Genomic DNA, 23,851 nt, shown 5'->3' with positions numbered 1-23,851 from the left:
TATATTTAAATCATTCATCACACTCAATAGATAGTTGATCATCATGGCAAATACAAAAACACCATTAGTAGGCTTAGTCGGCTGGCGCGGTATGGTTGGTAGCGTTCTTATGGAGAGAATGCTGGCAGAAAAAGACTTTGATCTTATTGAGCCAGTATTTTTCAGCACTAGCCAAGCTGGCGGTGAAGTGCCACTCTTGAATGGTCAGAAGGTTACTAAGAGCGAAAATACTTTGCTTGATGCGAACGACATCAAAGCACTCTCTCGTTGCGACATTATTTTGACTTGTCAGGGCGGCGACTATACCAACGAGATTTTCCCTAAGCTACGCGCTGCTGGTTGGCAAGGTCATTGGATTGATGCAGCTAGTGCATTGCGCATGAAGGAAGACGCTGTTTTAGTTTTGGATCCAGTAAATCGTCCGGTGATTGATAAGGCATTGGCTGCCGGTGGAAAGAACTGGATTGGTAGCAACTGTACAGTTAGCTTAATGATGATGGCGATGGGCGGCTTAGTTAAGGCCGACATGGTTGAGTGGATCAGCGCCATGACATATCAGGCTGCTTCTGGGGCTGGCGCACAGAATATGCGCGAACTACTTTTGCAAATGGGTGCGTTGCGTGACAGCGTAGCTACAGAGTTGGCTGATCCATCCTCCTGGATTTTAGATATCGACCGTAAGATTACTGAAACTTTGCGCTCACCTGATTTTCCAAAGAAAAATTTCCGCAATACCCCATTAGCAGGTAGCTTAATTCCTTGGATTGATGTTCCTGTTGAGAATGGTCAAACTAAAGAAGAGTGGAAAGGCGGCGCAGAGTTTAATAAGATCTTGGGCCGTCCAGCATTTAGAACTCCTGGAAGCATTCCAATTGACGGCTTGTGCGTTCGCGTTGGCGCGATGCGTTGCCACTCACAAGGCCTCACAGTCAAACTCAAAAAAGATATTCCACTAAAGGAAATCGAAGCTATTTTGGCTAACGACAATCAGTGGGTTAAGGTCATTCCAAATGATCGCGAGACTACTGAGCGTGAGTTGTCCCCAGCTGCAATTAGTGGCACTTTGACAGTGCCTATTGGCCGCCTCCATAAGATGGCTATGGGTCCAGAATACCTCGGTGCCTTTACTGTTGGTGATCAACTCTTATGGGGTGCTGCGGAGCCATTACGTCGTATGCTTCGTATCTTGTTAGAGCACTAATGTTCAGATTTAGCCAGATTCAGTTTGCAAGAGCGCTTTGCTTAGTTTGGCTAAGTTGGTCCTGTGCAGCGGCGGCCATTTCTCTTGGCTCCCCAAAACTTTTTTCAAGACCCGGTGAACCACTAAAGGTAGAGTTACCAATTCGAGTTGGTGCTGATGAGCAATCTGCTCTTTCCAGCTTAAATGTCAGCATCGCCAATAAAACTGCCTACGATCGACTGGGGATTTCTCAAAGAATACTTGCTCTGAATCCTCAGGCAATGGTTTATCGCAATCAGCAAGAGCAGTTGATGGTCTTGTTAGAGACGGTTGAGTCAGTGCCAATGACAGAAGATCCATTCTTGGATGTTTTGCTGACACTGAATTGGTCTGCAGGTAGCCTTACTAAAACCTATACATTGCTATTGGGTGATGCCCAAAAAATTCAAGTCAAGCCTGGTCAAACCCTTTCTGAAATTGCTGCGCAATTAGCGCCTCAATTGCAGGGTGCGACCCTTGATCAAACTATGATGGCTTTATTTAAGGCCAATCCTGATGCATTTGCTAGCGGCAGTATTAACCGTCTTGAGGCTGGTGCCGAGCTGAATCAACCAAATCAAGCCTTATTGCGATCAATCAGTCCAGCAGAAGCTCAACAGTTTGTAGCCGAGTCATATGCCCAATGGTTATCTGAGCGTGATGCGAAGAGTGGATCACAAAGTACAGGCTCTATAAAAAATAATGCAGATACAGCACCAAAAGATCGACTCAAAATTGGATCAAGTGCTGAAGCTGGATCAGAAGAGCGCCGCTATACGGAAGACCTAGTAGCTCAAGAAAAAGCTCTTGAGCAAACACGGGTTCGCATTGCTGAACTTGAAAAGAATATTGCCGATTTGCAGCGTTTGCTTGATCAGGCTAAGGGTAAATCGTCAGACGCCACAAAGATTGACGGCACTTTTGGCCTCGGTGGTTTTGCTCCAGCAATTTTTGCCTTGGTGTTAATGGGGCTTACTGGTTTATTGCTTTGGTTATTGGCAAAAAATGCGCGTCGTTCGGAAGCTCGTAATTTTGCAGGCAGCGTTCCTAAAGAAGTCACGACACCCAAGGAGCATCATTCATCTCATGGGGTAATGCCTGATCGTGCCAAAGCTTTATTTGCAGGAATTGATTTGGATTTAACTCCAAACAAAAAATCTACTCCAACTTTAGTCGCCGATGTAAATCCTCTGGCAGATGCACTACGGGTAAAGTTGAATTTAGCTCGAGCCTACATCACTATTGAAGACTTTGCGGCAGCCAAGAAATCGCTTCAAGAAATTGTTCATATTGGTAGCTCAATTGACCCGGCAATTACAGTTGAGGCGCAAGGCTTGCTGACCGAGTTGTCGCAGAGAGATTCTTAAGTGTCACTATGCGCATCGCTCTAGGCCTTCAGTATGATGGCAGCCCCTATTCAGGATGGCAGTCCCAGGTAAATCAGAATACGATTCAAGACGAATTAGAGAAAGCGATTTCTGCATTCGTTGGAGTAGATGGAGTTAAATCTAATCCCATTCGAGTAATCACGGCGGGTAGAACTGATACCGGTGTTCATGCCTTAGGCCAGGTAGTTCATTTTGATGTCGAAGTTGAGAGAGATAACTGGTCTTGGGTTAGAGGAGTTAATACTTTTTTGCCTGAATCGATTGTGATTAACTGGGCTCAAGCTGTACCGGCAGAATTTAGTGCTCGATATTCTGCTCATGAGCGCACTTATATTTACGCGCTACATGCTGGACCATGCCGCTCTCCCATGGCCGCAGACCGTGCAGGTTATGTGATGCTTCCAGCAGATCGCTGGTTTGATGTTGATGCCATGAGAGAGGCTGCCAATTGTTTGATTGGTGAGCATGATTTCACCTCTTTTCGATCTTCAGAGTGTCAAAGTAAGACGCCAGTAAAGACAATGTATTCCATCGAGATTTTCTCGGATGAGCCTTGGTTGTATTTCAAGATCAAGGGGAATGCTTTCTTGCACCACATGGTACGCAATCTAGTTGGCAGTTTTATTCAAATCGGCGTTGGCAAGCAAAAAGCAGGATGGATGGCAGAGGTTCTGGCAGCTAAAGACCGCAGTATTGCAGCACCTACGTTTTCTCCGGCTGGTCTCTATTTGGCGCTAATTGCCTACCCAGATGAATTTCAGATCCCCAAGCCTTGGTTGGCTAATTCTTGGTTACCTAAGGCGGTTTACGCCTAAGCAGGTCTTTATTTGCTTAAGGCCTTATCATTTCCCATATGGGCTTACTTACCAACTCTCCTGGCCGAACTAGGGTCAAAATCTGCGGCCTGAAGACGCCTGCAGATGTTGATGCTGCTGTTGCCGCTGGTGTAGACGCGGTTGGTTTTGTTTTTTATCCCCCTAGTCCAAGAGCCGTAACCCCTAATATTGCTGCTGCATTGATTTCTAGGCTCCCAGCCGGGGTCGATGCCGTCGGCTTGGTTGTAAATGCCTCTGACGCTGAATTTGAGGCCATTAGGGCAGCTGCCCCGATCACTTTGTGGCAGTTTCATGGGGACGAATCCCCAGGGGGATGTGAACGCTTAGCGGCAGGGCAACCATGGATGAAGGCTGCACGCGTTGGACCCGGCTTCGCGTTTAATGATTTTTCCCTACAATATAGGCATGCAAACGCCTTTTTGCTAGATGCTCTTGTTGAGGGCTTCGGTGGAGGGGGCGTTCCTTTTGATTGGTCAGGAATTCCACAAGCATGGATAAGCGCAAACGCGCCTCAGGTCGTTTTGAGTGGTGGATTGAACGTTCACAACGTGGGCGAAGCTATTGCTCGTCTTCATCCTTGCGCGGTTGACGTCTCAAGCGGCGTAGAAATCAGCAAGGGTGTAAAAGATCACGCTTTGATGAAGCAGTTCATCGAGGCAGTGCGAGCGGCAGACGCAAGCACATCATCTTAATTATTTGCTGCAACTAATCAAAAGAGGTATTTATGTACGATAAGCCAGATGCACGAGGGCACTTCGGTCCTTATGGTGGCGTATTTGTTTCTGAAACACTCATGTTCGCTTTGGATGAACTCAAAGCAGCTTACGCAAAATACCAATACGATCCAGAATTCCTAGAAGAGTTTCATTACGAGCTCAAACATTTCGTAGGTCGTCCATCACCGGTTTATCATGCTAAGCGTTGGAGTGAGATGCTGGGTGGTGCGCAAATCTATCTCAAGCGCGAAGATTTAAATCACACAGGCGCACACAAAATTAATAACGTCATTGGTCAAGCGATGCTGGCCAAGCGCATGGGTAAGCCGCGCATTATTGCTGAAACTGGAGCAGGGCAGCATGGCGTAGCTACTGCAACAATTTGTGCACGCTTTGGTTTGGATTGCACTGTGTATCAAGGATCTGTCGACGTTGCGCGTCAAGCTCAAAACGTATTTCGTATGAAATTGCTTGGTGCAAAAGTAGTGCCTGTTGAATCCGGAACGAAAACCCTCAAAGATGCACTCAATGAGGCAATGCGTGATTGGGTTACCAACGTAGAAGACACTTTCTACATCATTGGTACTGTTGCAGGTCCTCACCCATATCCAATGATGGTCCGAGATTTTCAGAGTGTGATCGGTGAAGAGTGCAAAGTGCAGATGCCTGAAATGACTGGGCGTCAGCCTGACTATGTCATGGCCTGTGTTGGTGGTGGCTCTAATGCCATGGGTATTTTCTACCCCTATATTGATTACCCAGAAGTGAAATTGGTTGGTGTTGAAGCGGCAGGCCATGGCTTAAATAGCGGCCTTCACTCCGCAGCACTTTGCGTTGGTAAGCCCGGCGTGTTGCACGGAAACCGTACCTACTTATTGCAAGATGAGAATGGTCAGATTTCTGAAACCCACTCTGTTTCTGCTGGCATGGATTATCCGGGCGTTGGACCTGAGCATGCCTGGTTAAAAGATTCGGGTCGCGCTGACTATGTTGCGGTAACTGATGAAGAGGCCCTTAAGGCATTCCATGATTGCTGTCGCATCGAAGGCATCATTCCTGCTTTAGAGTCTTCACATGCAATTGCATACGCTTGCAAATTAGCGCCAACACTTTCTAAAGATAAGACGATCTTGGTGAACCTGTCTGGTCGCGGTGATAAAGATATGCATACCGTCGCACAAGCTACTGGCTCCGAAGGTTAAGTCGAAGTCGTTTACGAACTCACATAAAAATAATAATTTCGAATTGCCATGTCAAAAATTACTGCACTCTTTAATGAACTAAAAGCTTCAGGCAAGAAGGGGCTTATTCCTTTTATCACTGCGGGCGACCCAGATCCAACACTCACTGTTGAGTTAATGCATGCATTAGTTCGCGGTGGTGCGAATGTGATTGAACTTGGAGTTCCCTTTTCTGATCCGATGGCAGATGGTCCGGTGATTCAGCGATCATCTGAAAGAGCGCTCTCTCAGGGCGTTACTTTGCACGGCTGCTTGGATATGGTGAAAGAATTTCGTAAAACTGATGCGGATACGCCAGTTGTATTGATGGGCTATGCCAATCCTGTTGAGCAAATGGGGGCAGAGCGCTTTGCAACTGAAGCTAAAGCTGCCGGCGTTGATGGTGTGCTTGTCGTGGATTACCCGCCAGAGGAGTGTGAGGACTTTGCAGCTCGTATGAAGATTGCCGGAGTTGACCCAATTTTTCTATTGGCACCCACTTCATCACCAGAACGCATAAAGGATGCAGCCAAAATAGCTTCTGGTTATATCTATTACGTCTCTATGAGAGGGGTGACTGGCGCCTCTCACCTAAATACTCAGGATGTGGCTAGCATCATCCCCAAAATCCGTGAAGCCACCCCAATCCCGATTGCAGTGGGATTTGGGATTAATGATGCCGAAAGTGCCCGTGCAGTATCAAAAACAGCAGATGCAGTGGTAATTGGTAGTCGAATTATTCGACTTTTGGAGGATTCTGCCCCTGGCCAGGCGGTACAATCACTTGAAACCTTCATACGTGAAATTCGCGTCGCTTTAGATAGTTAATGCACTGGATAGTTAAAACTGATGAGCTGGATCGATAAATTACTACCCCCACAAATCCAACATACGGATCCTGCTAACCGCAAATCTGTACCTGAGGGACTGTGGGTTAAGTGCCCCAGCTGCGAAACTGTTCTTTACAGCACTGATATTGAAGCTAATTTATCGGTTTGTCCTAAATGCAGTCACCATATGCGCATCGGTGCGCGTTTGCGTTTGGACAGCTTGTTGGATGAAAAAGGTCGCTACGAGATCGGTGCTGACATCTATCCAACTGACCCACTGAAATTTAAAGATTCCAAGAAATACCCAGACCGCATTAAGGAGGCGAATGATGCCTCTGGTGAGTCTGAAGCCTTAATCGTTCTTGGTGGCAAGATTGAAAGTATCCCCGTAGTAGCTGCCTGTTTCGAGTTCCAATACATGGGCGGCTCCATGGGTTCCGTTGTTGGCGAGCGCTTTGCTCGAGGCGTTCAAGAGGCTATTGCCAAGAAGTGTGCTTTTATCTGTATCACCGCAACTGGTGGTGCGCGTATGCAAGAAAGTTTGCTCTCCTTATTTCAGATGGCTAAGACGAACTCCATGTTGACCTTGCTGTCTAAAAAAGGTTTGCCATACATCAGTGTCTTAACCGATCCAACGATGGGTGGAATTTCTGCCAGCTTCGCCTTTATGGGTGACGTGGTGATGGCTGAGCCCAAGGCTTTGATTGGTTTTGCTGGACCACGCGTTATCGAGCAAACCGTTCGTGAAAAATTGCCAGAAGGTTTTCAGCGCTCTGAGTTTTTGATGCAAAAGGGTGGCATTGACATGATTGTTGATCGTCGCCAGATGCGCGGTGAAATTGCCCGGCTGTTGGCATTACTCCAGCAGCTTCCTGAGCCTGCGATTGCGGGTAGCGCAGCTGTATAAAGCGCTTGAGCTCCGCACACCAAACCCCCATTCTTTTCTCTAGCCTAGCGGCTTGGCTTAGTCACCTCGAGACAGCTCACCCTGTCGGTATCGACATGGGTCTTGACCGTATCAATCGTGTCAAAGCAGCTTTAGGGCTTCATTTCGAATGTCCTGTCATTACAGTGGCTGGCACCAATGGCAAGGGCTCTACTTGCGCTTATCTCGAAAGTATTTTGTTAGCATCTGGCTATAAGGTGGGTTGCCATATGTCCCCACACTTGCTCAACTTTAACGAGCGCGCTCGCGTCAATGGTGAAGAGGTCAAAGATGATCTCTTACTAGAACATTTTGCTGTCGTTGAAAAGGCCCGAGTAAGCCTAGTAGATGCTCCGACCTTAACGTATTTTGAATTTACTACCTTGGCGATCATGCATTTATTTTCGAAAGCGAATTTAGATGCCGTTGTCCTTGAGGTTGGTATGGGCGGCCGCCTTGATGCCGTCAATATTGTGGATGCGGATTGCGCGATAGTAACCAGCATTGATATTGACCATGCTGATTTTCTGGGTGGTACTCGCGAAGCTATTGGACGGGAAAAGGCTGGCATTTTTCGTGCTGGGGCTATTGCGGTTTGCGGCGACCCTGTGCCGCCGCAATCTCTTATTGATTACGCTGAAAAGCTGGGCTGTGATTTATGGCTGCAAGGCCGTGACTACAACTTTCAGGGTGATAAGCAGCAGTGGGGTTGGGCAGGGCGACAAAAACGCTTTAGCGGCCTTGGTTATCCGGCTTTGCGAGGCGCCAACCAAATCCTGAATGCCTCTGCCGTGATTGCGGCTCTCATGGCATTGCATCAGCGCCTCCCAGTCAGCGCTCAAGATATTCGCAATGGATTCGCATTAGTAGAGTTGCCTGGCCGCTTTCAGGTGCTTCCTGGTCAACCTACCGTCGTTCTGGATGTCGCGCATAACCCCCATGCAGCTGCTACGCTAGGACAAGGTCTCGAGAAAATGGGTTACCACCCCTATACCTATGCCATTTTTGGTGCAATGGCGGATAAGGATATAGCCGGAGTTATTAAGCCATTATTGGATAGCGTTGATTTTTGGTTTTGTACGGATTTGCCAACACCTCGTGCTGCCAGTGCTGAAGTTTTAGCCGAGAAGCTGGTGGGGCTGGGGGTAAGCACTAAAAATGGTGAGGATGGCGGAATTGAATGTTTCCCAGACCCTGCTGCAGCCTATCAAAAAGCGCTTTCTAAGGCAGGTGAGGGTGATAGAATTGTCATCTTCGGATCCTTCTATACCGTTGCCGGCGTAATGGCATATCGAAACAACCAGGCCCATTGATCCATGATTCGTTTACCGAAGCTTTTTAAGCGAAACTCTGAGACTGAAGACCTTGACCGAGGTTCAGTCAGGGGTCGTCGTACCGTAAATAAATTAGCCCCTCGTAGCTTTCAGCGCGCTCAAGAAAGTGAAGAGCTTGCGCTTACCGAAGATCCAGAGCAACAACGTGCTCGACATCGCCTGATTGGCGCCGCTGTATTGGTTTTAATTGCAGTGGTCGGCTTGCCGCGCATTCTGGATAACAAGCCTAAATCCGTAAATAATGATATTGCTGTGAACATCGTTACCAGCCTGCCAGCGCCTAATGCTTCAATGCCTGCAAGTGATGAAAAGACTAAGCCTGCTGCTGTAGTTGAGACGCCTGCAAAAGAAAAAGAAGCCGCACAAATAAAAGAAGTTGTAGTTGCACCAACTCCTGAAGCGAAACCTGAAGTCAAGGCTGATGCCAAAACAGCTCCCGCGCCAAGTAAAGCAAACTCGATTGGTTTGGCTGCAGGTGAGGAAGTAATTGCCGCGCCAAATGCGCTCGCTAAATCCAAAACTGAAGAGCTTCCCAAAAAAGCTGGCCCTGGTAAGTACGTCATTCAGATTGGTGCCTTTGCTTCTGAAGATCGTGCAAAGGGTTGGATTGCTAAGATGAAGGATCAAAAGATCCCTAACTACGTAATTAATAAAACTGGTGCTGATGGCGTCAAGCTTTATGTATTGAGAGCAGGTCCATTTGCCGACAAGGATGCAGCCGAGGCAGCTGAGAAAAAAGTTAAGGCTATGGGCTTATCTCCAAGGCTGGTTGAGGTTGGAGCTCCCTAATGGAGTATTTATCCACCTTGAAGTTAACTACGGTGGATTACTTCACCCTGGTAGTACTATTGGTTTCAGCTTTGGTGGGAATTTCTCGGGGTCTATTCAAAGAAGTGCTGGCGCTGGCCTCTTGGTTTATTGCAGCCTGGATTGCATACCACTACACCAACTATCTTTCTGTTGAATGGTTGTCTACATTCCACATGGATGAGTTATTAAGTTTGGGCGTAAGTTTTCTGATTTTATTTATCTTGACTTTGATTGTTTGTGGTTTGATCGGCAATGTAATTCAAAAAATTATTCTATCTGCTGGCTTGAGTATGACGGATCGTTTTTTGGGTTTGGTTTTTGGCCTAGCTCGTGGCGGTTTAGTAGTGGTCGTGATGGCCACGTTAGCGGCTCTCACGCCAATACCTCAAAGTGCAGCATGGCAAAAAGCAATTACTCGTCCAGCAATTGATATGGCAACTGGCTTAATTAAAACTTGGTTGCCAGCAGATTGGGCAAAACAATTAGGTGATGCAATGCCTAAAATTACTCCTACCGTAACACCTTCATTAACCATAGGGATCTAGGCATATGTGCGGCGTCGTTGGAACAGTTTCCCACTCCCCAGTTAATCAACTGATATATGACGCTTTGTTGCTCTTGCAACATCGCGGGCAAGATGCTGCCGGTATGGCAACGATGAATGGCAACTCATTCACGATGCATAAGGCAAATGGTTTGGTGCGAGATGTATTTAGAACTCGCAATATGCGCAGTTTGATTGGCAATGCTGGTATTGGCCAAGTGCGTTATCCAACTGCAGGCTCAGCTAGTAGCGAAGAGGAGGCTCAGCCTTTTTATGTTAGCGCGCCATATGGAATTATTTTGGCGCACAACGGCAATCTTACTAATGCGGCTAGCCTGCGTGTTGAGATGGCTTATCGCGATCGTCGACATATCAACACCAGTTCGGATACTGAAGTTCTATTAAATGTATTGGCAGATGAGCTACAAAAAGAAACCAATAGTGCTGCATTAGACGAGAGTGCGATGTTTAAGGCGGTTACTGAGGTAACCAAGCGTGTTAAGGGTTCATATGCTGTCGTCTCTTTGATAGCTGGTTATGGTTTATTAGCGTTCCGTGATCCATTCGGCATTCGTCCTCTTTGTATTGGACGTATTGATACACCTAAGGGTCCAGAGTGGATGATTGCCTCTGAGTCTGTTGCGCTTGATGGTCTTGGCTTTACTTTTGTGCGTGATGTTAATCCTGGTGAGGCAATCTATATTGATTTGGATGGTAATTTCTCCTCGCGTCAATGTGTGGCTGATGCAGTTCTAACACCTTGTATTTTTGAGTACGTATATATGGCTCGTCCAGACTCAACAATTGATGGAGTAACGGTCTACAACGTACGTATGCGTATGGGTGATTACCTTGCAGAGAAGATTCGTAAAGAAACGATTCCGGGTGAGATTGATGTTGTGATGCCGATTCCGGATTCGAGTCGTCCGGCTGCGATGCAAGTCGCAAAGCGCCTGGGTGTTGATTACCGTGAAGGCTTCTTTAAGAATCGCTATATTGGTAGAACCTTCATCATGCCAGGGCAAGCAGTTCGCAAAAAATCAGTACGCCAGAAACTCAATGCCATGCGTATTGAATTCAAAGATAAGACTGTGTTGATTGTGGATGACTCCATTGTTCGCGGCACAACTTCATTTGAGATCGTGCAGATGGCACGTGAGTCCGGTGCTAAGAAAGTTATTTTTGCTTCTGCAGCTCCTCCAGTACGCTTCCCAAATGTCTACGGCATTGATATGCCAACTCGTAGCGAATTAGTGGCTTACGGTCGCACCGATGAAGAGATTAACAAGATGATTGGTGCTGATCAGCTGATTTATCAAAGCGTTGAAGATATGAAGCAGGCTGTGAAGGACATTAATCCCAATATCCAGCACTTTGAAGCCTCCTGTTTCGATGGTCATTACATTACTGGCGATATCAACGAATCCTACTTGGATGCTTTAGAAGCGGCTCGCAATACTTCTGAAGCCAAAGCTGATCGTCAACGGGATTCTAGTGACTTTGCCCGCTCACAATTGCACTTGCATCTAGCTACAGAAGACTAAAAACAACGATCGAGTTCCTCAGACCTGCGTGTCTGAGGCAATTCTTCATTTCGGTGTCAAAATAGCATCATGAAGAGTAAAACTACCCGTAAAAAACCAGACTTCTCCAAGCTTGCGCTCGAAACCTTAGCGGTTCGTGCTGGAACTCGTCGCACCGCTGAATATCAAGAGCATTCAGAGGCAATGTTCCTAACTTCCAGCTTTTGCTTTGATAGCGCTGAGTTAGCTGCCGATGGATTTGCTCATGCAGACCAAGGTTTTATTTATTCCCGTTTTACCAACCCAACAGTAAGCATGTTTCAAGATCGCCTTGCTGCACTAGAGGGTGGTGAGGCTTGCATTGCAACATCTTCCGGTATGGCTGCCATCTTGACAATGGCTATGTCTCATCTACAAGCGGGAGATCACGTAGTTTGCTCTCGCTCTGTATTTGGAGCAACCATCCAGTTGTTTAGCAATATTTTGGGACGCTTTGGTATCACAACAACATATGTTGATTTAGCTGATACCAAGGCTTGGCAGAATGCCGTCCAAGAAAATACCAAGTTGTTTTATTTGGAAACGCCTTCTAATCCATTAACTGAAATTGCAGACATCAAAGCTATTTCTAAGATTGCAAAAAAGGCAAAAGCTCTGTTTGCGGTCGATAACTGCTTCTGCACACCAGCTTTGCAAAGACCTTTAGCATTAGGGGCTGATGTAGTCATTCATTCGGCAACCAAGTATTTAGACGGTCAGGGCAGAGTGGTTGGCGGTGCTATTGTGGGCAGCAATGACTTCATCATGGGCAAAGTATTTCCCTACGTAAGAACAGCTGGACCAACACTTTCAGCGTTTAATGCTTGGGTATTCTTGAAAGGTTTGGAAACTCTCGAGTTGCGCATGAAGCAGCAGAGTCAGAACGCCTTAGAAATTGCTCAGTGGTTAGAAAAGCAGCCAGGGGTTGAGCGTGTCTATCATCCTAGTCTGAAGTCACATCCCCAGCATGCTCTGGCTAAGCGCCAACAAAAAGCTGGTGGTGCCATCTTGTCTTTCACTCTAAAAGGCGGCAAGAAGGCTGCATTCAAGCTCATCAATCAAACCAAGCTTTGCTCAATCACCGCAAATTTGGGCGACACCCGCACAACCATTACGCATCCTGCAACTACGACTCACTGCCGCGTTACTCCAGAAGCGCGTAAGGCTGCAGGCATCACTGATGGCCTCGTTCGCATTGCTGTTGGCTTGGAGAATGTCATTGATTTAAAGAATGACCTCATCGGTGGATTGAAGAAGTAAAGCTTTTATCTCTCTAAGATCAAATAATCCATGAGCTTTGCAGATTCCACCCAGTTCTGGAATGAACGTTTCAATAAAGAAGAGTTCATCTTTGGCAAGGAGCCAAATGAATATCTTGTTGAGCAAGCATCTCAATATCTAAAGCCTAATGCTTCCGTTCTTTGCATTGCAGATGGAGAAGGGCGTAATGGAGTCTGGCTTGCCAAGCAGGGAATGCATGTTACGGGCTTTGATGTTTCAGATATTGCTCTAGCTAAGGCCAATCAGTTTGCTCGTGAAAACCACGTCAATATCCAATATAGCCTCTGCGATACAGATGGTTTTGATTGGCGGGAGAATGCTTATGATGCGGTTATTGGCATCTTCATCCAATTTGCTGATCCTGAAATGCGCGCCAGGATTTTCAAGCAAGTACACCAGGCTTTGAAACCTGGTGGCATATTTATTCTTCAAGGCTACACCCCAAAGCAACTGGAATACAAAACAGGTGGCCCATCACTGTTAGAGCATCTTTATACGGAAGAAATGATTCGTGAGCTCAGCCAAGGATTTGAAATTCTTGATCTAGAGTGCTACGAAAAGATGCTGACAGAGGGTGCTAGACATACTGGCATGTCAGCCTTACTCGGTATGGTTGCTAAAAAAAGCGCATGAAGACCATCGAAATAAAAAGTGCTTGGCAAGGTAATAGCGATTGCAATGCTTGCTCGATACGAAGCTCGGTACTTTTTGCTGAGCTCAATGAAGAGGACTTTTCTAAGATCCATGAGCCGATTGATGATTTAAGATTTGAGGCTAACTCCGGAATTTATACCCAAGGCGATACGGCTGAATATGTTTATACCCTAAGGGATGGGTATATCAAATTGCTTCACATTAATTCCGATGGCTCTGGAAGAATTGTCCGTCTAGTCGTCCCTGGCGATCTATTTGGGATGGAAGCATTGTTGGGCGATTCATACACCCATTCAGCTGCAGCACTGTCTAATATTCATCTCTGCCGCATTCCCAAGAAAATTATTTCCTCTTTGGGTGAGGAGTCTCCCCGTCTGCATCGCCAGATTGTTAAAAAATGGGGTGAGGCGCTTGCTCAATCGGAATCTTGGTTTTCTGAAATCAATACAGGGCGAATTGAAGTCCGGCTTGCACGCTTCTTTTTAAGGGTGGCAAAAATTTCTGGTGATATGGCTGTTGCACCTTTATTTAAGCGTGAAGATATGGGTCTCATGATGGATGTGAAATTTGAGACTATTAGCAGGGCTTTAGCTTCTATGGCTGACCAGGGAATCATTTCAAATGTTTCACGCCTGAGCATTCAAATACCCAGTATTGAGAAGCTAAAAGCGTTCTCACAAGCTAGCGCATAAAGTGTTAGGCGATAAAAAAGCTGCCGAAGCAGCTTTTTTTATTCAATACCAAAGCTAATTTGGCATTAAGCCTTTTTAGCATAAGCAGAGCACCAGCCTTTGCCAGCAACTTTCTTAGTGCCAAACAAAGAGCAGCCGCCGGTCGCATCACCAACTTTGCCTTGGAACAAAGCGCAGTTATCGCACTCTTGACCAGCTGCGTATTTTGCATACTTTGCTTTATCAACTGATGTGGCAACAGCTTTGTAACCCAAAGCAGCGGCTTGTGGATCGGTTTCAGAAACCATTGCTTGAGCTTGAACTTTACCGTTCAAAGCCAATGTACAAGCACCAGCAGCAGACAAAATCATGAATTGGCGACGACTATTTTTCATTGAAACTCCATTATTTAAGGGATCTTGGGTAGCAATAATTGCTAACTTCCAGGCATGATAATACTGCTATAAAGGCCATCAATAGGGGTTTCTCTGTATTAAGTTATGCCAATTGAAGGGCGAAACTGGAACTCTATGCATTAATGCGTATATAAGCATTTAAAACGCTATTTTTGCCTCCAATCAATCAGATGAGGTTTTATGAAAAAGTTACTATTTTTTAGTCTAAGCTTGTTTTCGGCACTTATTTTTGCTCAATCAACCCCTCAATCAAACCCTGAATTGCTTCAAATTATTGATAAATCAACTAAGTTTGTAGTGAGCACACCCAAGGGTCCAGTTGAAATTACCCGCGTAATGACCTCGTGTGCCAAGAATAAGGGTTGGTTACAGCCATTAATTCCAATTAAGGGGGTTGTGCCGGTAGATGAGATTGATGTCTTGAATGCACTGAATGACAAGGGATCGATTGTTGTAGATATGCGCGTCATTGATGATCGCGTTAAAGGTACTATTCCAGGATCTGTCGGTATTCCTTATACCGAAGTTGCTATGCGCATGGATGAGCTGGGGTGCAAGAAGCCAGCTGCCGGATCCACAAAATGGGATTGTTCTAAAGCGATGAAGGTATATGCCTTCTGTAATGGCCCGGTTTGTCCACAAAGTCCAATGGCAATAGCTGCTATGGTTCGTGATGGCTTTCCCGCTACTAAGATTTACTACTACCGTGGCCGCATGCTCGATTGGGATGCTCTAGGCTTAACTACAGTCAAGGGTGAATTCTAGGATCCAGCTTTCTTATTAAAGATTTGGGGCTTATAGCCCCATTTTTTTGATCTACATCAAATATTCCGCTTTATCTATCTTGACTTGGAAATTGCTCAGTAATAATATATAATTAAATATATTATTAATACCTTAAATGAGGCTATTGGAAGATGAATCAAAAAGTTCAAAATTGTCCAGCTCCATACTGGAATCCGCTGATTGCTGGAATTCTGCTTGGTATTGTGCTTTTATCAACATTTGTTATTACCGGTCATGGCTTGGGTGCGACCGGATTCACGACACGCCTAACAGCATGGTTTGGAATGTATTTATTGCCAGCAGCCACAAATGCCAATGACTATTTGGGTGGCATGGTTGAAGAGGGTAGACCACTGGATGCATGGATTAGCTGGCAAGTTATAGGTGTTGCCCTGGGCGCATTACTTTCAGCATTTCTTGCGGGACGAATCGCGGTGAAGTTGGATGGTAAGCGTTTCTTAGGCGGATCCAAGCGCCCATTAACGGCTTTATTTGGTGGATTGTTGGCTGGCTTTGGTGCGCGTATTGCTGCGGGCTGCACCAGTGGCTTAGGCCTTTCAGGCGCAGCCGTGCTTAGCCTTGCTGGGTTCACATTTTTAGGTGCGTTCTTTGCAGTTGGTTTATTGGCTAGTCGCTTTATGAAAGAGGAGAAATAAGATGGAAGCTATTCTTTCGGGTTTATTACTTGGTGGAGCCTTTGGTTTTGTGCTCGAGCGTGCTGGTTTTGGCAACCCTAATAAATTAACAGGCCAATTTCGTTTGACAGATTGGTCTGTATTTAAAGTCATGTTTACTGCAATCGTATTTGCTGCAGTCGGACTTCTCATTTTAGAAAAAGCTGGATTTGTAGAGGGTGGTAGCCTTTTTGTTCCGCCATCATTTTTAGGGGCTGCTGCCTTAGGTGGTGCCTTTGTTGGAGCAGGCTTTGCTATCGGTGGTTATTGCCCTGGGACTTCAGTGGTTGGCCTCATGTCCGGTCGTATTGACGCCGGCATCTTCTTAATCGGATTACTGCTTGGGACAGTTATATTCGCTGGTATTTATCCAAGCATTGAATCGCTCACCACTCTTGGGGAAATTGCGAATGCCGATTCATTGCCAGAACTCTTGAGCGTTTCCACTTTATCTATTGATGTCGCCATGGTAGTTGCGGCGGTTGGTGTATTCGCTTTGGGTTCTTGGATGGAAAAGAAATCACGTGGCCCAGTTAGCTCACAAGAAATTTAATACTTCAAAAGGAAAAATAATGTCTAAAAAATCAACTGTAGTTGCATTAGCGTTAGCATTGGCAGGATTAGCATCAGCCCCAATGGCTAATGCAGCAGATGCTCCGACAACACCAGCTGGTGCCGAGCAAAAGAATCCTTGCGGCCCTAAAAAAGACTCAAACAACCCATGTGGTCCCGCTAAAAAGAAGGCGGCTAATCCTTGTGGCCCATCAAACCCATGCGGCCCTAAAAAGCGTAAATCAGCTGAATAATTCATTAACGTGTTGATCCAATCCACCCTCTGTTTGGCTGCTCAAGAAATTGCCAGTATCCAAACGCGCTACGCGAAGAAGGGTTTAACTCTTAGTGAGGTAGCGTTGTGTGGCTCCAAAGAGTTTATTGAGTGGAATCATTACCCAGCAAATGACTTGGTTGATGAAGTAAGCGGTTATGAATTTTATTACCACGCTCACTCGGCAGATGAGATGCTGGATGGAGAGCATGGTCATTTCCACTTATTTAAGAGATGTGGACATGATTTCCATCACCTCATTGGGATTGCGTTAAATCAGCAAGGTTTGCCAGTTCGCCTATTCACCACCAATCAATGGGTTACTGGTGAAAAGTTTGTATCAGCAAAATCGGTAGTCGCTGAGCTACGTAATTTTGATATGGCGACAAAGGGCAGAATGGGGCCGATTGCACGCTGGATCAGTGCATTAACAAAACTATATTTTATAGAAATGGAAATGTTAATCCTGGGCAGAGACCAAAAAATTGGTGAGCTCAAGATTGAGCTTGGCGATTTAAATATGGCTTTAGATTCGAAGAGTCATCACGTTTTAACAGAAAGCAAGATTGATTTATTAGATCGGCTTTCACAGCATTTATTACTTTCAAATTAACCTAGGAGTTCATATGAAAAAGATGCAATTAGGGCTGGCTATTGCCATCGCAAGCTTTATAGGAATTGTTCAGGCTGTGACATTGCCTGGTCCGGTGGTTAGCGCAGAGTGGTTGGCGGCTAACCAATCAGAAGTTCAGATACTTGAAGTTCGCGGCGATGTTGCTAGCTATACGCGTGCCCCTGAATTTGAAGTCGATAAAAAGACTGGCAAGAAATTTTTGGTTGAGGTAGGCGGGCATATTCAGGACTCAACGTTATTGGATTTCAAAAAAGTCAGAGCCGACAGAATGATTGACGGAAAAAAGATCAAATATCTTATCCCTGAAAAAGCAGACTTTGAAAAAATTATTCAGTCAGTAGGCATTAATTCTGATAAGCCAATTGTTCTGGTTCCGGTTGGCCTGGATATATCTGACATTGATGAGGCATTGCGTGCTTATTGGCAATTTAAAGTTTACGGCGAGGACAATATTGCCGTATTGGATGGCGGTATGGCAGGCTGGCTTTCTGAAGGCCGCGATTATTCTGTTGCGCCATCCGTTAAATCAAATGGAACTTGGCTCGGTAAAGCAGAGCGCAAAGAGTTGATTGCCAATTCAGAGCAAGTGGCATTGGCTTCAAAAACAGGTAAATCTACCCTGATTGATGCTCGTCAACCCGTTCAGTATTTTGGTCTTAGCAAGCGTGATTATGTGGGTGCTTATGGCCATATCGCTGGAGCGAAAGAATTGGCTCCTGAGCTGTTAGCAAAGCCAGCAAAAGGAGCCTTGTATTTCTGGGATAAGAATACCTATAACTCCTTATTTGCTGCTAACGGTATTAATCCCAAGGCACCTGCAATTAGCTATTGCAATAGCGGTCACTTGGCTGCTGGTGGTTGGTTTGTGATGTCTGAGTTGATTGGTAATAAATCTACCAAACTCTATGATGGGTCTTTATACCTTTGGACTTTAGAAGGTCGTCCATTGGTAGGTGTATCTCTGAACTAATCTGTACATAATTTTAAAAAGGATGTTGATATGAAATGCAATGTTGGCGGTATTGACCGCATGTTACGAATTGTCGTTGGACTAGTGCTAATTGGTTTGGCTATTACAGGAACGACTGGTGTTTGGGCTTGGATTGGCATTGTTCCTTTGGCAACAGGACTGTTTAGATTCTGCCCAGCCTATCCATTATTAGGAATCAATACTAGTGGTAGCGGTTCTTGTGGCGGCGGCGGTTGCTCTAAGTAATTCCGCCTATATTGATGCGCTTGCTTGGATGGGAATCTAGTAAGCGCATTTTGCATCTGATTTCTATTGATCAACAAAGCGACGTGGATCATTAATGGGTCGCAAAGGCATGATATGAATTTGATTTCCATCGAGCTCGAGATGCATTGGTGCTCCAGTCTGCATCTGTAATCTGTTGACTTCGGCTGCAGAGGCCTCCCATTCAACGGTATTTTCACTGTCTTGAATTCGCAACTGAATAACAGCTATCTGACCAAGCGCGCTCATCTTCTCAACAAGTGCAGGCACGCTGGTCTGAGTCGGTTTGTTATGGACACTTAAGCCACTCTGAGGAATAACCCAGGCAACACGTGCTTTGGGAGGAATCTTTCCTTTATCTGCAACACTAAAAACCGTGTTGCACCCATCCCAACTCAAGCTACCAGAGTCAAATACGCCCTGAAACATATTGCTAATGCCAACTAATTCTGCGACTCGGGAATTCCTCGGCCTTTCAAATAAAACTCTTGGCGCGGCAGTTTGCAAACTAATGCCCTGATCTATGACGGTAATCCGGTCAGCCAATAAATCAGCCTCACGTAAGTCATGCGTTACCAAGATCATGGGAATATTTAAGTCTGTTCGAAGCTGTGCCAAGGTCTTATAAAGGCCTTGACGTGTTGGAGCGTCAATTGCTGAAAATGGCTCATCCAATAGTAAGACTTTGGGTTGTCTGGCCAGGGCTCTAGCGAGGGCAACACGTTGCTGCTGTCCGCCAGACAGCTGGTGTGGCAACCTATCTGCAAGATCAGCTATACCCATGCGATCCAGTAGATCTAAGCTGACTTTCTTGCGTTCAAATGTATTGAGACCAGAATTTTGCAAAGGAATTGCCACATTACCTAATGCGTTGAGATGTGGAAAGAGTGCGTACTGCTGGAATAAGAATCCACATGAGCGTTCCGCAGGCGAAAGCTGCCGGACCTTGCCACCAAGATCATCCGTCTCAAACCAGACCTCTCCATTGCATTCAATTTTTCCTCTAGATGGTGCATTTAAGCCGGCAATAGTTCTAAGAGCCGTAGTTTTGCCGCTACCCGAGGGGCCGACTAAAGCATGTAGGTCGCCTGGCGCGCATTCCAGGCTGATCTGAAGTGGACTTGGGGTGTTTTGACTAATCTTTACCTTAAGCATTAGCTGATGCCTCTGCGACGGTTAGGGTTGCGCCCAAAGATTCCATAGGAGAGCGCAATGCACACAAGGGATGTGCCTAAGAGAACGAGTGCGATAGTTCCAGCACCCGAGGTATCAAAACTCTGCACCTTGTCATAAATGGCGATGGACGCCGTTTTTGTTTCACCTGGAATAGCGCCACCAACCATCAGGACAACACCGAACTCGCCAAGCGTATGTGCAAAGGTAAGGGCGGCTGCTCCAGTAATGCCTCGCCAAGAGAGTGGTAGCTCTATCAAGCGGAAGATTTGCCAATTGCTTAGACCGCTTACCTGGGCAGCCTCACGAATTTCAGGGTTGATAGCCTCAAACGCCCTTTGGATGGGTTGGATGGCAAATGGGATGTTCACAATCAACGAGGCGAGAAGGATGCCCGTAAATGAAAATACAAGGGGAAAACCGAAAATGCTGGCATTTCCAAATGAAACTAGAAAGTAGTAGCCCAAAACAGTGGGTGGGAGCACTAATGGAAGTGCTAGAGCAGCCTCAAACCAGGGTTTGCTTTTGTTGAGTTTAATTAGCTTGTGGGCAGACCATACCCCAAATGGCAGCATCAGAGCCATCGTCCAAAAAGCGAGCTTTAAGGACAGCAGAATTGCATCAATATCCATTTTTTTGATTGTATTGCCTTTAGGGGCTAGGGTATCCCACTATATAAGTGTTCGCAGCATCGGTGTCCAATATGCATATACACGCATATATAATTCAAACCTGTGAATATCAAAGCAAAAGTCAAAAAGGCTACCAATAAGCTTTCCCCGGAATCAATGGAGAAGGTTTTCTCTCGCGTTGCTGATTATTTCAGCGTTCTTTCAGAGCCATCACGTCTGCGCATCATGTATGCAGTATGTAGTGGTGAAAAGTCAGTCTCTGAAGTTGTTGAGTTGTGCGGCTCCAGTCAGGCAAACGTTTCTCGTCATCTTGCTGCGCTACATAAGGCGGGAATTTTGCTGAGGCGCAAAGAGGGTACGACTGTTTTTTACTCCATCGCGGATAACGCTACGGTGGAAATGTGCCAAACGGTGTGCGCAAAAATTGCCGAAGGTTTGCATTAATTTTTTAAGTATCTATTCATCAAAGTAGAGATCACATGACCAAAAAACAAATAGAGATTAGTGCGCAGGATATCGGCGCTATCGAAAAGCCAGCCAATCAGGCGCGCCTTGTTAAGGCGCCTGAGCATTTTATTTCTCAAGAGCTTATTGCCGACATCAATGCCAATGGTTTGGATGAGAATCGTAGAGGCTTCTTGCGTAAGGGCTTTATGTCTGCTCTAGGCGGTGCAGCGGCTGGCTTAACAGCCCCCCTAGCTATGGCTGCAGGCGAGGGCGATCCTGCGATCTTGGAAAAGCAAGAGTGGCAAACGACTCTTGGTAAGAATGTGGCGACTATGCCTTATGGAGTTCCATCCATTTATGAATCAAACCTGATTCGCCGCGAGTCTCCAGGCTTAACTCGAGTCTCTGCTGCCTCCGTTGCCTTTACCCCATTGCAGGGATTGTTTGGAACAATCACTCCAAATGGTTTGCATTTTGAGCGTCATCATCAAGGTTGGTACAACCTCAATCCTGAAACCCATCGCTTAATGGTGAATGGTTTAGTTAAAAACCCGCGTGTTTTCACAATGAATGATTTGATGCGCCTGCCGTCCGTTTCTCGCACACACTTTATTGAGTGTGGTGCAAACACTGGATTGGAGTGGGGCAACGTTGCTGTTCCAACGGTTCAGTACACTCACGGCATGCTTTCTTGCTGCGAGTTCACTGGTGTTCCTTTAAAAGTATTGTTGGAAGAGTGCGGTGCCGATCTCAAAAAAGGGAAGTTCATGCTTGCTGAGGGTGGTGACGGTTCAGGCATGACTCGTACCATCAATCTTGAGAGCTGCTTGAATGACACCATCGTGGCTTGGGCTATGAACGGTGAGATGTTGCGTCCTGAAAATGGGTTTCCGTTGCGCTTAGTTGTCCCTGGAGTGCAAGGTGTTAGCTGGGTTAAATGGTTGCGTCGCCTGGAAGTGGGCGATATGCCATGGAATGCAAAAGATGAGGCTGTTCACTATATTGAGCTTATGCCGGACGGAACACACCGTCAGTACGCATCGATTCAGGAATGTAAATCAGTTATCACCACTCCATCAGGTGGTCAGCAGTTGCTAGATAAAGGTTTCTATAACGTAAGCGGTATGGCTTGGTCAGGCCGCGGAAAAATTACACGTGTTGATGTTTCATTTGATGGCGGCAATAACTGGCGTACTGCACGTCTAGAGACTCCAGTCCTTACGAAGTCAATTACACGCTTCAATATTGATTGGGTTTGGGATGGTTCTCCCGCGATTCTGCAATCACGCGCAATGGATGACACTGGTTACATTCAACCCTCGATCAAGACTCTGCGCAATGTTCGCGGGACTCGATCGATTTATCACAACAATGCAATTCAATCATGGAAATTGGATTCAAACGGCGAGGTGAGCAATGTTCAAGTTGGATAAATTTAGTGTTGGTCTAGGGGTTGCGGCGCTCATCGCAATTACTGCGCAACAAGCACTAGCACAGTCGGGTTCAGCCAAATTTCCTGGTATTGGTAGAGTCGCTACCCCTGCAGAAGTTGCCGCTTGGGACATTGACGTTCGCCCTGACTTTAAGGGTTTGCCAAAAGGGTCTGGCTCTGTCGAAAAAGGTCAGGTCATTTGGGAGGCTAAGTGTGCGAGCTGTCATGGCACATTTGGAGAGTCCAATGAGATCTTTACTCCAATTGCTGGCGGCACCACTAAAGATGATGTCAAGACGGGTAAGGTGGCTTCATTAAAGGATATGAAGCAGCCGCAACGTACAACCCTCATGAAGGTGCCTACGGTATCTACATTGTGGGATTACATTTATCGTGCGATGCCATGGAATGCGCCAAGATCACTAACTCCTGACGATACTTATGCCGTTGTTGCATTTATTTTGAGTCTAGGCGAGATAGTTCCTGATGATTTTGTGCTGAGCGATAAAAATATCGCTGAGGTCAAAATGCCGAATCGTAATGGCATGACCACAAAGCATGGCTTCTGGAATGTGAAGGACAAGCCGGACGTTAATGGAAGTTCTTGCATGCATAACTGCGTACCATTTGTCCAAATTGGCTCAACATTGCCTGACTTTGCTCGAAATGCACATGACAATATTGCAGAGCAAAACCGCATGTATGGCCCATACCGTGGCGCAGATTCAACAAAGCCACCGTTAAAGGCATTGCCTGGCGCAGCGGGCGAGGGCTTAGCTCATGCTAAGGATACGCATTCAGCCGCTAAAAAAGGTCCAGCAGCTTTGTTCCAAAGCGAGAATTGCTCTGCTTGTCATGCGCCCAATGCAAAATTGGTTGGCCCGTCAATTACTGATATTGCCAAGAAATATGATGGTCAAAGCGGGGCGTTGGATAAGCTAATGGCAAAGGTGAAATCAGGAGGGGCTGGTGTATGGGGCTCCATTCCAATGCCACCACAAGCCCAGCTTTCGGATGAGGATCGCAAGACTTTAGTAACGTGGATGCTATCTGGTGGCAAATAAAAATAGCCAACTAAGTAGTAACCACCATGTTTTAATGCAAAATAGGTAATAAATTGATAGAAGTAAAGATTAATAAAGGAGTTTTTATGAATCAGCAGCGTCGTAGTTTATTGAAGTATTCAGCAGTATTTGGCTTGATGGCTTCAGCAGGTCTTATTAGCACTGCTCAAGCTCAAGAGTGGAATAAAGCCGCTTTTGAAGGTAAGGGTATTGATGATGTATTTAAGATCTTGGGCGCTGGTAGTCCAGATAAATCATCTGCAGTCACTTTGAACGCTCCAGATATCGCTGAAAACGGTGCGGTGGTTCCAGTTGGAATTACTTCTACAGTGAAGGCTGAGCAGATGGCCATCTTGGTTGAAAAGAACCCAAGTTCATTGGCAGCTCAATTCTTTATCCCAGCTGGTACAGATTCATTTGTAACAACCCGTATCAAAATGGGTCAAACATCCAATGTATACGGCTTGGTAAAAGCTGATGGCAAGTGGTTAATGACTGTTAAAGAAGTCAAGGTAACCCTTGGTGGTTGCGGCGGTTAATACC

28 protein-coding genes are annotated in these 23,851 nt (G+C 46.0%); 25 read left to right on the top strand and 3 right to left on the bottom strand.

The genetic code is table 11. The annotated features are described in order from the left end of the window. Positions 1–43: 43 nt before the first annotated feature. The 14 genes from asd to ICN16_RS01750 all read left to right on the top strand — a co-directional run bounded on the left by asd (position 44) and on the right by ICN16_RS01750 (position 14,011). Positions 44–1,201 carry an aspartate-semialdehyde dehydrogenase gene (gene asd / locus ICN16_RS01815; RefSeq protein ID WP_216133335.1) on the top strand — a complete coding sequence of 386 codons (1,158 nt, stop codon included), beginning with the start codon at positions 44–46 and terminating at the stop codon, positions 1,199–1,201. After that, the gene (locus ICN16_RS01810) at positions 1,201–2,586 is read left to right on the top strand and encodes a FimV/HubP family polar landmark protein (RefSeq protein WP_216133334.1); all 1,386 of its coding nucleotides are present in this window, start codon (positions 1,201–1,203) and stop codon (positions 2,584–2,586) included. The genes asd and ICN16_RS01810 overlap by 1 nt, the downstream gene beginning before the upstream one ends. 8 nt (positions 2,587–2,594) lie before the next feature. Next, positions 2,595–3,422 carry a tRNA pseudouridine(38-40) synthase TruA gene (truA, locus tag ICN16_RS01805; protein WP_216133333.1) on the top strand — a complete coding sequence of 276 codons (828 nt, stop codon included), beginning with the start codon at positions 2,595–2,597 and terminating at the stop codon, positions 3,420–3,422. A gap of 38 nt (positions 3,423–3,460) precedes the next feature. Further along, entirely contained in the window at positions 3,461–4,135 is a 675-nt protein-coding gene (locus ICN16_RS01800; RefSeq protein WP_216133332.1) for a phosphoribosylanthranilate isomerase, read from the top strand. Between the two features lie 32 nt (positions 4,136–4,167). Then, the gene (trpB, locus tag ICN16_RS01795; protein WP_015421170.1) at positions 4,168–5,361 is read left to right on the top strand and encodes a tryptophan synthase subunit beta; all 1,194 of its coding nucleotides are present in this window, start codon (positions 4,168–4,170) and stop codon (positions 5,359–5,361) included. A gap of 48 nt (positions 5,362–5,409) precedes the next feature. Beyond that, complete coding sequence (gene trpA / locus ICN16_RS01790; RefSeq protein ID WP_216133331.1) at positions 5,410–6,207, top strand: tryptophan synthase subunit alpha; 798 nt, start codon at positions 5,410–5,412, stop codon at positions 6,205–6,207. A gap of 21 nt (positions 6,208–6,228) precedes the next feature. Continuing rightward, entirely contained in the window at positions 6,229–7,116 is an 888-nt protein-coding gene (gene accD, locus ICN16_RS01785; RefSeq protein WP_216133330.1) for an acetyl-CoA carboxylase, carboxyltransferase subunit beta, read from the top strand. 5 nt (positions 7,117–7,121) lie between these two features. Beyond that, the gene (gene folC, locus ICN16_RS01780; RefSeq protein WP_216133329.1) at positions 7,122–8,447 is read left to right on the top strand and encodes a bifunctional tetrahydrofolate synthase/dihydrofolate synthase; all 1,326 of its coding nucleotides are present in this window, start codon (positions 7,122–7,124) and stop codon (positions 8,445–8,447) included. Between the two features lie 3 nt (positions 8,448–8,450). Continuing rightward, positions 8,451–9,257 (top strand): SPOR domain-containing protein, encoded by an 807-nt coding sequence (locus ICN16_RS01775; RefSeq protein ID WP_216133328.1) that lies wholly within the window; start codon positions 8,451–8,453, stop codon positions 9,255–9,257. After that, positions 9,257–9,823 carry a CvpA family protein gene (locus tag ICN16_RS01770; protein WP_216133327.1) on the top strand — a complete coding sequence of 189 codons (567 nt, stop codon included), beginning with the start codon at positions 9,257–9,259 and terminating at the stop codon, positions 9,821–9,823. The genes ICN16_RS01775 and ICN16_RS01770 overlap by 1 nt, the downstream gene beginning before the upstream one ends. Before the next feature lie 4 nt (positions 9,824–9,827). Further along, entirely contained in the window at positions 9,828–11,366 is a 1,539-nt protein-coding gene (gene purF / locus ICN16_RS01765; RefSeq protein WP_216133326.1) for an amidophosphoribosyltransferase, read from the top strand. Positions 11,367–11,435: 69 nt separating this feature from the next. Then, the gene (locus tag ICN16_RS01760; protein WP_216133325.1) at positions 11,436–12,644 is read left to right on the top strand and encodes an O-succinylhomoserine sulfhydrylase; all 1,209 of its coding nucleotides are present in this window, start codon (positions 11,436–11,438) and stop codon (positions 12,642–12,644) included. Positions 12,645–12,674: 30 nt separating this feature from the next. After that, entirely contained in the window at positions 12,675–13,298 is a 624-nt protein-coding gene (locus tag ICN16_RS01755) for a class I SAM-dependent methyltransferase (protein WP_216133324.1), read from the top strand. Further along, entirely contained in the window at positions 13,295–14,011 is a 717-nt protein-coding gene (locus tag ICN16_RS01750; RefSeq protein WP_216133323.1) for a Crp/Fnr family transcriptional regulator, read from the top strand. The genes ICN16_RS01755 and ICN16_RS01750 overlap by 4 nt, the downstream gene beginning before the upstream one ends. 65 nt (positions 14,012–14,076) lie before the next feature. Here the strand turns inward: ICN16_RS01750 and ICN16_RS01745 are convergent, their stop codons facing one another. Then, positions 14,077–14,385: a high-potential iron-sulfur protein gene (locus tag ICN16_RS01745; RefSeq protein WP_216133322.1), complete on the bottom strand. Its 309-nt coding sequence runs from the start codon at positions 14,383–14,385 to the stop codon at positions 14,077–14,079. 201 nt (positions 14,386–14,586) lie between these two features. Here ICN16_RS01745 and ICN16_RS01740 point away from each other — a divergent pair, with 201 nt between their 5' ends. The 7 genes from ICN16_RS01740 to ICN16_RS01710 all read left to right on the top strand — a co-directional run bounded on the left by ICN16_RS01740 (position 14,587) and on the right by ICN16_RS01710 (position 18,542). Beyond that, positions 14,587–15,171 (top strand): rhodanese-like domain-containing protein, encoded by a 585-nt coding sequence (locus ICN16_RS01740; RefSeq protein WP_216133321.1) that lies wholly within the window; start codon positions 14,587–14,589, stop codon positions 15,169–15,171. Between the two features lie 152 nt (positions 15,172–15,323). Beyond that, entirely contained in the window at positions 15,324–15,848 is a 525-nt protein-coding gene (locus tag ICN16_RS01735) for a YeeE/YedE thiosulfate transporter family protein (protein ID WP_216133320.1), read from the top strand. A 1-nt stretch (position 15,849) separates the two neighbouring features. Next, complete coding sequence (locus ICN16_RS01730; RefSeq protein WP_216133319.1) at positions 15,850–16,419, top strand: YeeE/YedE thiosulfate transporter family protein; 570 nt, start codon at positions 15,850–15,852, stop codon at positions 16,417–16,419. Between the two features lie 19 nt (positions 16,420–16,438). Beyond that, on the top strand, positions 16,439–16,672 hold the full coding sequence (locus ICN16_RS01725) for a hypothetical protein (protein WP_216133318.1): 234 nt from the start codon (positions 16,439–16,441) through the stop codon (positions 16,670–16,672). A 33-nt stretch (positions 16,673–16,705) separates the two neighbouring features. Further along, the gene (locus tag ICN16_RS01720; RefSeq protein ID WP_216133317.1) at positions 16,706–17,305 is read left to right on the top strand and encodes a hypothetical protein; all 600 of its coding nucleotides are present in this window, start codon (positions 16,706–16,708) and stop codon (positions 17,303–17,305) included. 13 nt (positions 17,306–17,318) lie between these two features. Then, complete coding sequence (locus ICN16_RS01715) at positions 17,319–18,296, top strand: sulfurtransferase (RefSeq protein ID WP_216133316.1); 978 nt, start codon at positions 17,319–17,321, stop codon at positions 18,294–18,296. Between the two features lie 30 nt (positions 18,297–18,326). Then, entirely contained in the window at positions 18,327–18,542 is a 216-nt protein-coding gene (locus ICN16_RS01710) for a DUF2892 domain-containing protein (protein ID WP_216133315.1), read from the top strand. A gap of 63 nt (positions 18,543–18,605) precedes the next feature. Here the strand turns inward: ICN16_RS01710 and ICN16_RS01705 are convergent, their stop codons facing one another. Next, positions 18,606–19,715, bottom strand: a complete 1,110-nt coding sequence (locus tag ICN16_RS01705) for an ABC transporter ATP-binding protein (RefSeq protein ID WP_216133314.1) — start codon at positions 19,713–19,715, stop codon at positions 18,606–18,608. Further along, positions 19,715–20,365, bottom strand: a complete 651-nt coding sequence (gene modB, locus ICN16_RS01700; RefSeq protein WP_216133313.1) for a molybdate ABC transporter permease subunit — start codon at positions 20,363–20,365, stop codon at positions 19,715–19,717. Before modB ends, ICN16_RS01705 begins: the two co-directional genes overlap by 1 nt. A 102-nt stretch (positions 20,366–20,467) precedes the next feature. On the opposite strand from modB, the gene ICN16_RS01695 reads away from it, so the two are divergent. From ICN16_RS01695 to soxY, 4 genes are all read left to right on the top strand, one after another. Continuing rightward, positions 20,468–20,809, top strand: a complete 342-nt coding sequence (locus ICN16_RS01695) for a metalloregulator ArsR/SmtB family transcription factor (RefSeq protein ID WP_216133312.1) — start codon at positions 20,468–20,470, stop codon at positions 20,807–20,809. Between the two features lie 80 nt (positions 20,810–20,889). Then, entirely contained in the window at positions 20,890–22,245 is a 1,356-nt protein-coding gene (gene soxC, locus ICN16_RS01690) for a sulfite dehydrogenase (protein ID WP_370625610.1), read from the top strand. After that, positions 22,229–23,308 carry a c-type cytochrome gene (locus ICN16_RS01685; protein ID WP_216133310.1) on the top strand — a complete coding sequence of 360 codons (1,080 nt, stop codon included), beginning with the start codon at positions 22,229–22,231 and terminating at the stop codon, positions 23,306–23,308. Before soxC ends, ICN16_RS01685 begins: the two co-directional genes overlap by 17 nt. A gap of 86 nt (positions 23,309–23,394) precedes the next feature. Continuing rightward, positions 23,395–23,847 carry a thiosulfate oxidation carrier protein SoxY gene (gene soxY, locus ICN16_RS01680; RefSeq protein WP_216133309.1) on the top strand — a complete coding sequence of 151 codons (453 nt, stop codon included), beginning with the start codon at positions 23,395–23,397 and terminating at the stop codon, positions 23,845–23,847. The last annotated feature ends 4 nt before the right edge of the window (positions 23,848–23,851 follow it).

The organism is Polynucleobacter sp. es-MAR-4, assembly GCF_018882055.1.
GTDB lineage: Bacteria > Pseudomonadota > Gammaproteobacteria > Burkholderiales > Burkholderiaceae > Polynucleobacter.
Note: the sequence above shows the minus strand (reverse complement) of the source record. Positions and strands in the feature narration are given on the sequence as shown.